This is a genomic window from Pseudomonas sp. S04, from assembly GCF_009834545.1.
In the GTDB taxonomy this organism is placed as follows: domain Bacteria; phylum Pseudomonadota; class Gammaproteobacteria; order Pseudomonadales; family Pseudomonadaceae; genus Aquipseudomonas.
Window position 1 is genome coordinate 1,956,539 of sequence record NZ_CP019427.1, and the last position, 13,480, is coordinate 1,970,018.

General features: G+C 61.6%; 12 protein-coding genes. 5 read left to right on the forward strand and 7 right to left on the reverse strand.

Translation table 11 applies throughout. The features are described 5' to 3' along the window. Window positions 1-4: 4 nt before the first annotated feature. Both PspS04_RS08705 and PspS04_RS08710 read right to left on the reverse strand, forming a co-directional pair. Entirely contained in the window at window positions 5-1,612 is a 1,608-nt protein-coding gene (locus PspS04_RS08705) for a carboxyl transferase domain-containing protein (RefSeq protein WP_159994630.1), read from the reverse strand. Between the two features lie 11 nt (window positions 1,613-1,623). Beyond that, a complete protein-coding gene (locus PspS04_RS08710; protein ID WP_095167847.1) occupies window positions 1,624-2,787 on the reverse strand; it encodes an isovaleryl-CoA dehydrogenase in 1,164 nt (387 codons plus the stop codon). 251 nt (window positions 2,788-3,038) lie between these two features. Between PspS04_RS08710 and PspS04_RS08715 the strand changes: the two genes are divergently transcribed. Then, complete coding sequence (locus PspS04_RS08715) at window positions 3,039-4,736, forward strand: AMP-binding protein (protein WP_159994632.1); 1,698 nt, start codon at window positions 3,039-3,041, stop codon at window positions 4,734-4,736. A gap of 727 nt (window positions 4,737-5,463) precedes the next feature. On the opposite strand, the gene PspS04_RS08720 is transcribed toward PspS04_RS08715, so the two are convergent. The 3 genes from PspS04_RS08720 to PspS04_RS08730 all read right to left on the reverse strand — a co-directional run bounded on the left by PspS04_RS08720 (window position 5,464) and on the right by PspS04_RS08730 (window position 7,827). Beyond that, window positions 5,464-6,363, reverse strand: a complete 900-nt coding sequence (locus tag PspS04_RS08720) for a hydroxymethylglutaryl-CoA lyase (protein ID WP_159994634.1) — start codon at window positions 6,361-6,363, stop codon at window positions 5,464-5,466. A gap of 17 nt (window positions 6,364-6,380) precedes the next feature. Beyond that, complete coding sequence (locus tag PspS04_RS08725) at window positions 6,381-6,791, reverse strand: MerR family transcriptional regulator (RefSeq protein ID WP_095167852.1); 411 nt, start codon at window positions 6,789-6,791, stop codon at window positions 6,381-6,383. A 100-nt stretch (window positions 6,792-6,891) separates the two neighbouring features. Further along, window positions 6,892-7,827, reverse strand: a complete 936-nt coding sequence (locus PspS04_RS08730; protein WP_159994636.1) for a LysR family transcriptional regulator — start codon at window positions 7,825-7,827, stop codon at window positions 6,892-6,894. A gap of 164 nt (window positions 7,828-7,991) precedes the next feature. Here PspS04_RS08730 and PspS04_RS08735 point away from each other — a divergent pair, with 164 nt between their 5' ends. Continuing rightward, window positions 7,992-9,221 carry an acyl-CoA dehydrogenase gene (locus PspS04_RS08735; protein ID WP_159994638.1) on the forward strand — a complete coding sequence of 410 codons (1,230 nt, stop codon included), beginning with the start codon at window positions 7,992-7,994 and terminating at the stop codon, window positions 9,219-9,221. 61 nt (window positions 9,222-9,282) lie between these two features. On the opposite strand, the gene ftrA is transcribed toward PspS04_RS08735, so the two are convergent. Then, window positions 9,283-10,260, reverse strand: coding sequence for a transcriptional regulator FtrA (gene ftrA / locus PspS04_RS08740; RefSeq protein ID WP_159994640.1), 978 nt, complete (start codon window positions 10,258-10,260; stop codon window positions 9,283-9,285). Window positions 10,261-10,360: 100 nt separating this feature from the next. Here ftrA and PspS04_RS08745 point away from each other — a divergent pair, with 100 nt between their 5' ends. After that, a complete protein-coding gene (locus tag PspS04_RS08745) occupies window positions 10,361-10,795 on the forward strand; it encodes a rhodanese-like domain-containing protein (protein ID WP_159994642.1) in 435 nt (144 codons plus the stop codon). Window positions 10,796-10,802: 7 nt separating this feature from the next. Here PspS04_RS08745 and PspS04_RS08750 read toward each other — a convergent pair whose 3' ends face one another. Beyond that, on the reverse strand, window positions 10,803-11,462 hold the full coding sequence (locus PspS04_RS08750) for a type 1 glutamine amidotransferase (RefSeq protein ID WP_159994644.1): 660 nt from the start codon (window positions 11,460-11,462) through the stop codon (window positions 10,803-10,805). Between the two features lie 260 nt (window positions 11,463-11,722). On the opposite strand from PspS04_RS08750, the gene PspS04_RS08755 reads away from it, so the two are divergent. Both PspS04_RS08755 and PspS04_RS08760 read left to right on the forward strand, forming a co-directional pair. Beyond that, window positions 11,723-12,502, forward strand: a complete 780-nt coding sequence (locus PspS04_RS08755; protein ID WP_095167862.1) for an ABC transporter substrate-binding protein — start codon at window positions 11,723-11,725, stop codon at window positions 12,500-12,502. 259 nt (window positions 12,503-12,761) lie between these two features. Further along, a complete protein-coding gene (locus PspS04_RS08760) occupies window positions 12,762-13,478 on the forward strand; it encodes an alpha/beta hydrolase (protein WP_159994645.1) in 717 nt (238 codons plus the stop codon). The last annotated feature ends 2 nt before the right edge of the window (window positions 13,479-13,480 follow it).

Below are 13,480 nucleotides of genomic sequence, written 5' to 3' on the forward strand. Positions count from 1 at the left end.
GGGATCACATCCGGAACACGCCAAAGCGGGTCGGTTCGACCGCTGCGTTCAGCGAAGCGGACAACGCCAGCGCCAGCACGTCACGGGTTTGCGCCGGGTCAATGACCCCGTCGTCCCACAAACGCGCACTGGAGTAGTAGGGGTGGCCCTGTTCTTCGTACTGATCGAGGATCGGCTGCTTGATCTCGGCTTCCTGGGCTGCGCTGAAGTCCTGGCCGCTGCGTTCGGCCTGCTCGCGCTTGACCTGCACCAGCACGCCTGCGGCCTGCTCGGCCCCCATCACGCCGATGCGCGCGTTGGGCCACATCCACAGGAACCGTGGATCGTAGGCGCGCCCGCACATGCCGTAGTTACCGGCGCCGAAACTGCCGCCAATGATCACCGTGAACTTCGGCACCTTGGCACAGGCCACCGCCGTCACCAGTTTGGCGCCGTGCTTGGCGATGCCGCCGGCTTCGTACTTCTGGCCGACCATGAAACCGGTGATGTTTTGCAGGAACAGCAGGGGAATCCCGCGCTGGCAGGCCAGTTCGATGAAGTGCGCGCCTTTCTGCGCGGCTTCGGCGAAGAGGATGCCGTTGTTGGCGAGGATTGCGATCGGGTAACCGTGCAGATGGGCAAAACCGCAGACCAGGGTGGTGCCGAACAGCGCCTTGAACTCATCGAATACCGAGCCGTCGACCAGGCGCGCGATCACTTCACGCACATCAAACGGTTGCTTGGCGTCAGCCGGAACCACGCCGTACAGCTCGTCGCTGGCAAACAGCGGGGCAATCGGCGTGCGCTGCTGCAGCTCGCCCAGCTTGCGCCAGTTGAGGTTGGCGACGCTGCGCCGGGCCAGGGCCAGGGCGTGTTCGTCGCTGTCGGCGTAGTGGTCGGCAACCCCGGAAATCTTGCAGTGCACATCGGCCCCGCCGAGGTCTTCGGCACTCACCACTTCACCGGTCGCGGCTTTCACCAGCGGTGGCCCGGCGAGGAAAATCGTCGCCTGCTCACGCACCATGATGGCTTCGTCGGCCATGGCCGGCACATAAGCCCCACCGGCGGTGCAGGAACCCATGACCACGGCGATCTGGGGAATGCCCATGGCGCTCATGTTGGCCTGGTTGAAGAAGATCCGGCCGAAGTGCTCACGGTCCGGGAACACCTCATCCTGGCGTGGCAGGTTGGCTCCGCCGGAGTCCACCAGGTAGATGCACGGCAGGCGATTCTGCTGGGCAATGGTCTGGGCCCGCAGGTGTTTTTTCACCGTCAGTGGGTAGTAGGAGCCGCCTTTGACCGTGGCATCGTTGGCAACGATCATGCATTCAACGCCTTCGACCCGGCCGATACCGGCAATCACACCCGCTGCCGGCACGTCTTCGCCATACACCTGGTACGCCGCCAACTGGCTGATTTCCAGGAAGGGTGAGCCGGGGTCGAGCAAGCGGTTGATCCGCTCGCGGGGCAGCAGTTTACCCCGTGAGGTATGCCGCTCCTGGGCCTTGGCGCCGCCGCCTTGCTGGACCTGGGCGAGCAGGGTGTGCAGCGCGTCGACCTGGGCAAGCATCGCCGCGCTGTTACTGGCGAACTCCGCCGAGCGGGGGTTGAGCTGGGTGTGCAGGATGGCCATGGACAGCTCCGTTAGCGGGTTTCGTTAAACAGTTCGCGACCGATCAGCATGCGACGGATCTCACTGGTGCCGGCACCGATTTCGTACAGCTTCGCGTCGCGCAGCAGGCGGCCGGCCGGGAATTCGTTGATGTAACCGTTGCCCCCCAGGATCTGGATCGCGTCGAGGGCCATCTGGGTAGCACGTTCGGCGCTGTAGAGGATTACCCCGGCGGCGTCCTTGCGGGTGGTTTCGCCACGCTCGCAGGCCTGGGCCACCGCATACAGGTAGGCGCGGCTGGCGTTGAGCTGGGTGTACATGTCGGCGACCTTGCCCTGGATCAGCTGGAATTCGCCGATGCTCTGGCCGAACTGCTTGCGGTCGTGGATGTAGGGCACGATCAGGTCCATGCAGGCTTGCATGATCCCGGTCGGGCCGCCGGACAGGACCACGCGCTCATAGTCCAGGCCGCTCATCAGGACTTTGACGCCACCGTTGAGCACGCCGAGGATGTTCTCCTGCGGGACTTCGACGTCGTCAAAGAACAGCTCGCAGGTGTTGGAGCCACGCATGCCCAGCTTGTCGAATTTGTTGCTGCGGCTGAAGCCTTTCCAGTCACGCTCGACGATGAACGCGGTGATCCCGTGTGGACCCTTTTCCAGGTCGGTCTTGGCGTAGATCACATAGGTATTGGCGTCCGGACCGTTGGTGATCCAGGTCTTGCTGCCGTTGAGCACATAGTGGTCGCCGCGTTTATCGGCACGCAGCTTCATCGATACCACGTCGGAACCGGCATTCGGCTCGCTCATGGCCAGCGCGCCGATGTGTTCGCCGCTGATCAGCTTGGGCAGGTACTTGGTTTTCTGCTCGTGGTTGCCGTTACGGTTGATCTGGTTGACGCACAGGTTGGAGTGGGCGCCGTAGGACAGGGCGACCGACGCCGAACCGCGGCTGATTTCTTCCATCGCGACCACGTGGGCCAGGTAACCCAGGCCGGCACCGCCGTACTCTTCCGCGACCGTGATGCCCAGCAGCCCCATGTCGCCGAACTTGCGCCACAGGTCCGCGGGGAACAGGTTGTCGATGTCGATCTGGGCGGCGCGGGGCGCGATCTCTTTGCTGACGAATGCGCGGACCTGATCACGCAGCATGTCGATAGTTTCGCCGAGGGCAAAGTTCAGAGACGGATAGCTCATGGGGCACCTTTAAACTTGTTTTTATCAATGGAGAATCGGCCTGCGATGCGCGCCGAGTCGACTGTCACCTTTACGTTAACGTAAACCTGAGACGAATGGCTGTCAATCGCCCTTTACGTTAACGTCAACTTGAGCGACTCTGTAGGAGCTGAGCTTGCTCGCGATGAACGATAATGTGCACTTTCAGCCTAACTGCGGCAGGCCTATCGCGGGCAAGCCTCGCTCCTAAAATAAAGACAATAGGGGTCGTCATGGATCAACACAGTGCTCACCCACAGCACAGCTACACCCGTGGCTCACAGGACAAAGCCTTGCTGGCGATGACCATTGGCCAGGCATTCGACAACACGGTCGCCCGCTACCCGCAGGGCGAAGCGTTGGTGGTCCGCCACCAGCAGTTGCGCTACAGCTGGACGCAACTGGCCGAGGCGGTGGAGCTGCACGCCAGGGCGCTGCTGGCGCTAGGCCTGCAGGCCGGGGACCGCCTCGGTGTCTGGGCGCCCAATTGTGCCCAGTGGTGCATCAGCCAGTTCGCCAGCGCGAAGATCGGGGTGATCCTGGTCAACATCAACCCGGCCTATCGCAGCTCGGAGCTGGAGTACGTGCTCAAGCAGTCCGGTTGCCAGTGGCTGGTATGTGCCGGCTCCTTCAAGACCTCCGATTACCACGCCATGCTGCAAGGCCTGGCGCCGGAGCTGGCGCAACACCCGGTCGGCCAATTGCAGTGCGAGCGCTTGCCGCAACTGCGCGGCGTCATCAGCCTCGACCCGCAGCCACCCGCAGGCTTCCTGCCCTGGTCGCAACTGACGGAGCTGGGGGCTGGGGTGCCGCCCGAACAGCTCAAGGCGCGGCAGAACAGCCTGCATTTCGACCAGGCCGTGAACATTCAGTACACCTCCGGCACCACCGGTTTCCCCAAGGGCGCCACCCTCAGTCACTACAACATCCTCAACAATGGCTACATGGTCGGCGAAAGCCTCGGGCTGACGGCAGACGATCGCCTGGTGATCCCGGTGCCGCTGTATCACTGCTTCGGCATGGTGATGGGCAATCTGGGGTGCATCACCCATGGCACCACCATGATCTACCCCAACGACGCTTTCGACCCCTTGCTGACCCTGGAAACCGTAGCCCAGGAACAGGCCACTGGCTTGTATGGCGTGCCGACCATGTTCATCGCCATGCTCGATCACCCGCGGCGCAAGGAATTTGACCTGTCGTCCCTGCGCACCGGCATCATGGCCGGGGCGACCTGCCCGATCGAAGTGATGCGCCGGGTCATCAGTGAAATGCACATGAACGAAGTGCAGATTGCCTACGGCATGACGGAAACCAGTCCGGTGTCGTTGCAGACCGGTCCTGCGGACAATCTGGAGCTGCGGGTGACCACCGTCGGCCGCACCCAGCCGCAATTGGAAAGCAAGATCATTGATGAGGCCGGCAACCTCGTGCCCCGCGGCACCATTGGTGAACTGTGCACCCGCGGCTACAGCGTGATGCTCGGCTACTGGAACAACCCCGAAGGCACCGCTGAAGCCATCGACCAGGCGGGCTGGATGCACACCGGCGACCTGGCGACCATGAACGAAGAGGGCTATGTGTGCATTGCCGGGCGTAACAAGGACATGATCATTCGTGGCGGTGAGAATATTTACCCGCGCGAGCTGGAAGAGTTCTTCTTCACCCACCCGGCGGTGGCGGACGTGCAGGTAATTGGCATTCCGTGCGAGAAGTATGGCGAGGAGATTGTCGCCTGGATCAAGTTCCACCCTGGCCACAGCGCCAACGAGCTTGAACTGCAAACCTGGTGCAAGGAGCGCATTGCCCACTTCAAGACGCCACGTCACTTCAAGTTCGTCGAGGAGTTCCCGATGACCGTGACCGGCAAGATCCAGAAGTTCAAGATGCGCGAGATCTCTATCGAGGAGCAGCGCAAGACCAAGGGCTGACGGTGGGGGGCGGGGCGCAAGCGGGCGCCGCAAGCGGGCACCGCAAGCAGGCGCCGCAAGCGGGCGCCCAAAGCCACTGTAGGAGCGAGCTTGCTCGCGAAGGCGATCGTACATCCAGCATGGGTGTTGAATGCATCGACGCTATCGCGAGCAGGCTCGCTCACACGGTGGGCGATGGGCGCACCCAAACCCCAGACAGCACAAAGGGGAGCCGAAGCTCCCCTTTAATTTGTCGTTGCGTGCTCTTTTTTTATTATTAAGGGGCGGTTTATTGTTGTTTTTGGCAACCGTGGCCCTTTACCGCTGTTTTGTGCGACCCCCATGCGGGGTCAAGAGCAAACGTATTTTTTTGAGCGCTGATCTGCTTTCTCGCCAAGCGATCCAACCAGTTCGGGAGCTACCTGAAGGTAGTTTTATTGTTCTCTGCCCGGTTGCGGGTCACTGCAAGCAGCACCCTGAAAAGCACACCTTCTCCAAAAAAATCTGTTAGCTGCGTCTCTGCCGTGTTGTTTTTGTTATGTCAGAGTCGTTACGTCTTATTTTTATTAGGTTTGCCGCTTTTTTTGTTCTTGTTATGCCATAGAGATAGCAGAACCCGTGCCAACTTTTAAAATTCCTTTAAAATCAAAGATTTAGTATTTTGTCGAAAAAAACCTGGCTCAAAAACCCTGCAGGTTGTTTCCGTGTTACTCGTTTTGTTGCGGGGCGGTAACACCCCGCGACACATTTACTGGGCGCTGCGGGCCTTGGCCACGCGCGAACCCGTTACTCGCCCCAGGACGTCGCAGATCTGCTGGCCGGCCACCAGCAACTGCTGCATATCCACCCCCGTCTCGATCCCCAGGCCGTTGAGCAGGTACAGCACGTCTTCGGTGGCCACGTTACCGCTGGCGCCCTTGGCGTACGGGCAACCGCCCAGGCCGGCGATGGAGCTGTCGAACACCGCGATGCCTTCCAGCAGGCTGGCATAGACGTTGGCCATGGCCTGGCCGTAGGTGTCATGGAAGTGGCCGGCCAGCTTGTCCCGTGGCACCTGCGCGCCCACTACCTCGAACATCCGGCGGGTAGCGCCGGCGGTACCGGTGCCGATGGTGTCACCCAGGGACACCTCATAGCAGCCCATGGCATACAGCTCGCGGGCGACCAGGGCCACCTGCTCCGGGGCCACGTCACCTTCGTACGGACAGCCCAGCACACAGGACACGTAACCGCGCACGCTGACGCCGTGTTGGCGGGCGGCGTCCATGATCGGCACAAATCGCTCCAGGCTTTCGCTGATCGAGCAATTGATGTTGCGTTGCGAGAAGGCTTCGGAGGCGGCGGCGAACACCGCGACTTCCTTGACCCCGGCGGCCATGGCGTCTTCGAACCCCCGCAGGTTGGGCGCCAGCGCGCCGTAGGTGACCCCGGGCTTGCGCTGGATTTGCGCGAACACCTCGGCGGAGCCGGCCATCTGCGGGACCCACTTGGGCGAAACGAAGCTGCCGACTTCGATGTAATCGAGGCCTGCGGCCGTCAACGCGTCGACCAGCCGCACCTTGTCGGCGACGCTGATCGGCTGGGCTTCGTTTTGCAGGCCATCGCGCGGGCCGACTTCGATCAGGCGTACATGGGAGGGGAGGGACATATCAGGTTCACCTGTGGTTAGGAGTGTGAAGGCGCGGCCTGCTGGCTCTTGAGGGTCTGTTCCAGCGCCTGGACGCAGCGCTCTTCGGCGGTGTCGAGTTCCAGCTTCATCTGTTCGATGTCCAGCAGTTGCTGTTCCAGCTGTTCACGGCGCTCGCTGATTTTTGCCAGCATGCTGTTCAACTGCTTGGTGTTACCGCTGGTGGGGTCGTAGAGTTCGATCAGTTCGCGGCATTCGGCCAGGGAAAAACCAATGCGCTTGCCCCGCAGGATCAGCTTCAGGCTGACCTTGTCCCGAGGCGAGTAGATCCGCTCCTGCCCGCGCCGCTCGGGACTCAGCAGGCCTTGCTCTTCATAAAAGCGAATGGCGCGGGTGGTGATGTCGAGCTCGCGGGCGAGGTCGGAAATGCTGTAGGTCTGGCTGCTCATGGCGCGCTCGAAAAAGGGGCTTGGCGCTAAGCTAATGTCAGCTTGACGTAAACGTCAAGCTGCAAGCACTGCGCCAGCCCTGATTGTCCGATACCCGCCCTCAAGTTTGCTGCTTGTCCAGCTTCTTCTCGTGCGCGGTGACCTGCTGGCACAACTCGATCATCTGCTCGCGCATCCAGCGGTTGGCCGGGTCCTGGTCGGTGCTTTCGTGCCAGTACAGGTGCGTTGCCACCGGGGGCACATCGTTGACCGGCAGCAAGAATGATTGCAGTTCATGGCGGCGGGCAAAACGCTCCGGCACGGTCATCACCATGTCGGTTTGCTGCAGGACCTGGGAGGCCATCAGGTAATGCTGCGACCGCAGGGCGATCTTGCGCTGGATGCCCATCTTGCCCAGTGCCAGGTCGACATGGCCCAGGCCGCTGCGGCGGCTGGAAATATGGATGTGGGTCAGGGACAGGTAATCGTCGAGACTGAATTTTTCCTTGCCGGCCATGGGGTGGCCCTTGCGCATGGCGCAGACGTAGCGGTCTTCCATGAGTTTGACGTGGCGCACTTGCGGGTCGGTGTTGAGCGGCGCATCGACGGCGAAGTCCAGGCGACCGGCGGCCAGTTCCTTGGTGGTTTCGCGGCGCTTGGACAGGAAACTCTCGATGATTACGCCCGGGGCCAGGCGGCGCAGGCGCTGGAACAACGGCGGCAGGATCACCGCTTCCGTGAGGTCGGTCATGCTGATGCGGTAAGTCTTGACCGCCTGCAGCGGGTTGAAGATCCGACTTTCCTGGACCGATACCCGCAACAGCGAGAGCGCGTTGCGCACCGGGCCGATGATGTTCTGCGCCATGGGTGTTGGCACCATGCCCTGGGCCGTGCGTACGAATAGCGGGTCGTTGAAGGTCTCGCGCAGGCGGGCCAGAGCGTTGGACACTGCGGGTTGGGTAATGCCGACGATCTGCCCGGCACGGGTCAGGTTGGCTTCGGTGTAGATGGCATCGAAGACGATGAAAAGGTTGAGGTCGACCTTGCTCAGATTCATGTCACTACGCTCTTGTTTTAGGTGGGCTCGATAAGTCGATCATATATCGGTGATGAATGTTAATACACGCCGAGAATAGGCTAGGTAAATTATCAACGCTGATCTAGCATCAATTCATGCCCTCAAATACGACTTCATCACCTCGTCAAAAAAGGTAGCTGCCCATGGATTTCGCTTATTCGCCCAAGGTTCAGGAATTGCGTGAACGCGTGACTGCGTTTATGGATGCTTACGTTTATCCAGCCGAAGCCGTGTTTGAGCGCCAGGTCGCCGAAGGCGATCGCTGGCAGCCCACCGCGATCATGGAAGAACTGAAAAGCAAGGCCAAGGCCGAAGGCCTGTGGAACCTGTTCCTGCCGGAATCGGAACTGGGCGCCGGCCTGAGCAACCTCGAATACGCACCGTTGGCGGAGATCATGGGTCGCTCCCTGCTGGGGCCGGAACCCTTCAACTGCTCGGCGCCGGACACCGGCAATATGGAAGTGCTGGTGCGCTACGCCAACGAAGAGCAGAAACAGCGTTGGCTCGAACCGCTGCTGCGCGGCGAGATTCGTTCGGCGTTCGCCATGACCGAGCCAGACGTAGCTTCATCCGATGCCACCAACATGGCGGCCCGCGCCGAGCGCGATGGCGACCAGTGGGTAATCAATGGCAAAAAATGGTGGACCTCCGGGGCCTGCGACCCGCGCTGCAAGATTCTGATCTTCATGGGCCTGAGCAACCCGGATGCGCCGCGCCATGCGCAGCACTCGATGATCCTGGTGCCAGTGGACACCCCCGGGGTAAAAATCCTGCGTCCGCTGCCGGTGTTCGGCTACGACGATGCACCTCACGGTCACGCCGAGGTGCTGTTCGAAAACGTCCGTGTGCCCTATGAAAACGTGCTGTTGGGCGAAGGTCGTGGATTCGAGATTGCTCAGGGTCGCCTCGGCCCGGGCCGCATTCACCACTGCATGCGTTCGATCGGGATGGCCGAGCGCGCGCTGGAATTGATGTGCAAGCGCTCGGTCAATCGCACCGCCTTCGGCAAACCGCTGGCACGCCTGGGCGGTAACATCGACAAGATTGCCGACTCGCGGATGGAAATCGACATGGCACGCCTGCTGACCCTCAAGGCTGCCTACATGATGGACACCGTGGGTAACAAAGTGGCGAAAAGCGAAATCGCCCAGATCAAGGTGGTCGCCCCGAACGTGGCCTTGCGCGTCATCGACCGGGCGATCCAGATCCATGGCGGTGCCGGGGTGTCCAACGATTTCCCGCTGGCCTACATGTACGCCATGCAACGCACCTTGCGCCTGGCCGATGGCCCGGACGAAGTGCACCGTGCGGCGATCGGCAAGTTCGAAATCGGCAAGTATGTGCCCAAGGAAATGCTCCGTAGCGGCCAGTAAACCACGCCCCTCCCGGCACCCGCCCGCGCCTATGGTGTGGGCGGGTGCTGGCGTTTCTGTCCTAGGCCGGCAGCGCCTGCTCGCCGCGACCAAAACGCTCGCGATACACCGACGGCGCCAGCCCGACCACCGTGCGAAATGCCACACGAAAACTTTCCACACTGCGATAGCCGCACTGCTGCGCGATCTGCTCTGTGGTGTGCCGGCTGCTTTCCAGCAGTTCGCGGGCGCGGGCCAGGCGTTGCTGTTGCAGCCAGGACTTGGGCGAGGCCCCGGTGGCTTCGCTGAAACGGCGCAGGAAAGTACGCTCGCTCATTGCTGCCTGGCTGGCCAGGTCGCGCACTTCCAGCGGTTCATGTAAACGCTCGCGAGCCCATTGCATCACCCGTGACAGGTCGCTGCGGGGTGTGCGACTGACGGGGGCGGGGATGAACTGCGCCTGGCCGCCGGTGCGTTGCGGTGACATCACCAAGCGGCGCGCCACCGAGTTGGCCACCTGGGTGCCAAAATCTCGCGCCACCAGGTGCAGGCAGGCATCGATGCCGGCGGCACTGCCGGCCGAGGTGATCAACTGGCCCGAGTCCACGTACAGCACGTCCGGGTCCACCAGGATGTTGGGGTAGCGCGCGCCCAATTCGTCGGTGTAGCGCCAGTGGGTCGTGGCGCGCAAGCCGTCGAGCAGACCGCTGGCCGCCAGGACAAATACCCCGGAACAGATCGACACCAGGCGCGCCCCGCGCCCGTGGGCCCGGCACAATGCCGCCAACAGGGCGGCGGGCACCGGCTCGCTGCGGCTGCGCCAGCCGGGAATAATGATGGTGCGGGCGGTTTCCAGCAGTTCCATGCCGCCATCGGCCAATACCTGAATGCCGCCGGTAGCCCGCATCGGACCCTGGTCGACGGCGACGATCTGGTGCTGGTACCAGGGGAAGTCGAACTCGGGCCGTGCCAGGCCGAAGATCTCCACCGCAATGCCAAACTCAAAAGTGCAGAGGCCGTCGTAGGCCAGGATCGCTACAGAACCGGGGGTGCGGTGCATTTGGCGGAAAGTTCCCAGTGAGTGTCTTGTGCGCCACTGTAGCGCTTCAGGTCGATTCGATACAGTGCTGGCAAGCCCACACTTGCTTTGGAGAACACCCATGACCAGCCTGGTTCGCGCCATTCCTGCCGCCCCTTGCGCCGTTGCGCTGATGCATTTCAGCAACCGCCTGACCTTTGAAACCGATTGTTCCGACGTCTTCAGCAGCCAGGAGGCGGGTGCAGTGGATTTTGTTCTGGTGGATGTGCGTGGGCCTTTGGCTTACCAGCGCGGACATCTACCGGGGGCGATCAACATTCCCGGCCGCCTGATCACGGCCGGATTGTTGGCGGGCTACCCCAAGGACACTTTGTTCGTGGTGTATTGCGCCGGCCCCCATTGCAACGGCGCCAACAAGGCCGCGGTGAAACTGGCGGCGCTGGAGTACCCGGTCAAGGAAATGATCGGCGGTGTGACCGGGTGGCTGGATGAAGGATTCGAGTTGAGTGACACAGGCGCAGCGCGGGCCGAGGTGGCGATTGGCTGCGAGTGTTGAGCGTGCGTTACCGGGAGGCCGCGGTTGCGGCGAGGTGCCACTGATCCAGCGTCACTTGCAGCCAGTCGTACACCTGGCGGTACGCCGCGCTGTGGTCCTGGTTGCGGGGCAGGGGCGATTCGTCGGCGAAATGGACGTTGAGCTCGGCAACCGACTCGGCATTCCATTCCGGGTGGAACTGCAAGCCGACACGGGTCGGGCCGACGTCATACATTTGCTCTGCACATATCGCGCTGCTGGCCAACAGCCGGGCATCGGGCGGCAGGTCAATCGCGTCTTCGTGCCACTCAAGGACCTTTAATGCCGCGCCATCGGCAAAGTTGACGGCGGTCCAGCCGGTTTCAGTCGTGGCCATGCGCCGCACCTGGCCGCCCAGGCTCAGGGCCAGCAATTGCGCCCCCAGGCAGATGGCGAACACCGGCGCCCCCTGCGCCAAGCTGGCAGCCAGCCACTGGCGTTCTTGCGCCAGCCACGCGGGACCGGCGTTGGATTCGTAAGGCCCTCCCAGGATAATCACCGGCGTCGCACTCGCTGCAGGCAGGTGCCCGAGGTCAGCGCGGAATATCTCCAGGGTCAGGCCCCGGGATTGCGCCCAGGTGGCAATGGCTCCCGGGCCTTCGGCAGGGTGGTGCTGAATCAACTGCAATGTATTTGAAGGTGCGGACATGGGCTGGAAACCGTCGCAGGTGAATGTCGGACTGCGCAGGCATCATGACGCAAAGCGTCGCGCGTCTGTAGGCCATTTCAGCGCGTCGGCGCAGGGGGGGCATTGACGCTCCTACCTTCGCCACTTTTCTATAACTATTTGTCGCATATACACAATTTGCTCGCTGGGTGCAGCTCTAGACTGCCGGCCACTTCGATAAATACTAGCCACAAGCTACCGTCGAAGTTGCCAATAAGAGTCTCCGCACACAGGAGTTATAAATGAAGAAGCTAGTGATGTTCGGTGCTCTGGCACTGTCCGTGTTGTCCCTCTCGGCTGTAGCCGCAGACGCCAAGCCGATCCGTATCGGTATCGAAGCCGGTTACCCGCCGTTCTCGATGAAAACCCCTGACGGCAAGCTGACCGGTTTCGACGTGGACATCGGCGACGCGCTGTGCGCGCAGATGCAAGTCAAGTGCACCTGGGTCGAGCAGGAATTCGATGGCCTGATTCCCGCGCTCAAGGTCAAGAAAATCGACGCGATCCTGTCGTCCATGACCATCACTGACGACCGCAAGAAGAACGTCGACTTCAGCATCAAGTACTACCACACCCCGGCACGCTTCGTGATGAAGGCTGGATCCGACATCAAGGACCCGCTGACCGAGCTCAAGGGTAAGAAAGTCGGGGTTCTGCGTGCCAGTACCCACGACCGTTTCGCCACCGAAGTGCTGCAGCCGGCCGGTATCGTCCTGGTGCGCTACGGCTCACAGCAGGAAGTCAATTTGGACATGGTCTCCGGCCGCCTCGACGCGATGCTGGCCGACTCGGTCACCCTGGACGACGGTTTCCTGAAAACCGACGCCGGTAAAGGTTTTGCGTTTGTTGGCCCGACCTATGAAGACGCGAAGTACTTCGGCGGCGGTGCGGGCATTGCCGTGCGCAAGGGCGATAAGGAGCTGGCGGACAAGTTCAACACCGCTATCACTGAAATCCGCGCCAATGGCAAGTACAAGCAAGTACAGGACAAGTACTTCAATTTCGACGTTTACGGCGAGTAATTTCAGCGTTGGAAAAGGTGGCCACCGTTGATACGGTTGCCACTTTTTTTACAAGCACCGGAGTGCCGGCCCAGCAAAAACCACAGATCTCGGCAATACCCCCATCCCCCGTAGCAGCTGTCGAGCCCACGAGGCTGCGTTCGAGGACGCAGTCCTTGCCGCCCTTGACCAAGGTCGCTGCACTCCGGCCTCCATCCATTCCCCACTTCCGCTCGCATGCTACGCTGCCCCGCGAACCCGCCCGATTAAAGGAAGGTCCATGCTCAAGTTGTTTGCCGTATTTCTGTTGCTGGTATCCCCGGTCGTCCAGGCCCAATCGGTGCTGCACGACGATCTGCCGCTGCAATACCTCGAACAATCGACCCCCGGCTCGGCCAATCAGCCGCTGGTGATTTTTCTTCATGGCTACGGCAGCAACGAGGCGGATCTGTTTAGTCTCAAGGAGGGATTGCCGGCGTCCTATACCTATTTGGCAGTACGTGCGCCGCAGGTGCTGGAGCAGGGCAGTTATCAGTGGTTTCACAAGAAGGGGGACGGGGCGTACGACGGCGACAGCGATGACTTGCAGCGCAGTGCCGCGTTGCTGGCGGACTTTGTCACGAAGGCGGCGAACAAGTATCACACCACGGCCGATCGGGTATTCCTGGTGGGCTTCAGTCAGGGCGCGATCATGTCTTACGAGGTCGCGCTGCGTCATCCCACGGCGGTGCGTGGGATAGCGGCGTTGAGTGGCAAGGTGCTGCCGGTGCTGCGCAGTCAGCTCAAGGCCGACCCGGCGCAGGCCTCGCTGGCGATTTTCATCGGACACGGTACGGATGACCAGCGCTTGCCTTTCACCGATGGCAGTGACGCCAACAGCCTGTTGTCGGGGCTGGGCCTGGTGCCCGAGTTCCATGCGTATCCGGGGCTCGGGCACAGTATCAGCGAGCGGGAGATCGAGGACCTCAACGCCTGGCTGTTACGACTTAATCAGTAGCT

Coding starts and splice junctions, on each gene's coding strand:
- PspS04_RS08705 (WP_159994630.1), bottom strand. CDS start 1,612: ATGGCCATCCTGCACACCCAGCTCAACCCCCGCTCGGCGGAGTTCGCC.
- PspS04_RS08710 (WP_095167847.1), bottom strand. CDS start 2,787: ATGAGCTATCCGTCTCTGAACTTTGCCCTCGGCGAAACTATCGACATG.
- PspS04_RS08715 (WP_159994632.1), top strand. CDS start 3,039: ATGGATCAACACAGTGCTCACCCACAGCACAGCTACACCCGTGGCTCA.
- PspS04_RS08720 (WP_159994634.1), bottom strand. CDS start 6,363: ATGTCCCTCCCCTCCCATGTACGCCTGATCGAAGTCGGCCCGCGCGAT.
- PspS04_RS08725 (WP_095167852.1), bottom strand. CDS start 6,791: ATGAGCAGCCAGACCTACAGCATTTCCGACCTCGCCCGCGAGCTCGAC.
- PspS04_RS08730 (WP_159994636.1), bottom strand. CDS start 7,827: ATGAATCTGAGCAAGGTCGACCTCAACCTTTTCATCGTCTTCGATGCC.
- PspS04_RS08735 (WP_159994638.1), top strand. CDS start 7,992: ATGGATTTCGCTTATTCGCCCAAGGTTCAGGAATTGCGTGAACGCGTG.
- ftrA (WP_159994640.1), bottom strand. CDS start 10,260: ATGCACCGCACCCCCGGTTCTGTAGCGATCCTGGCCTACGACGGCCTC.
- PspS04_RS08745 (WP_159994642.1), top strand. CDS start 10,361: ATGACCAGCCTGGTTCGCGCCATTCCTGCCGCCCCTTGCGCCGTTGCG.
- PspS04_RS08750 (WP_159994644.1), bottom strand. CDS start 11,462: ATGTCCGCACCTTCAAATACATTGCAGTTGATTCAGCACCACCCTGCC.
- PspS04_RS08755 (WP_095167862.1), top strand. CDS start 11,723: ATGAAGAAGCTAGTGATGTTCGGTGCTCTGGCACTGTCCGTGTTGTCC.
- PspS04_RS08760 (WP_159994645.1), top strand. CDS start 12,762: ATGCTCAAGTTGTTTGCCGTATTTCTGTTGCTGGTATCCCCGGTCGTC.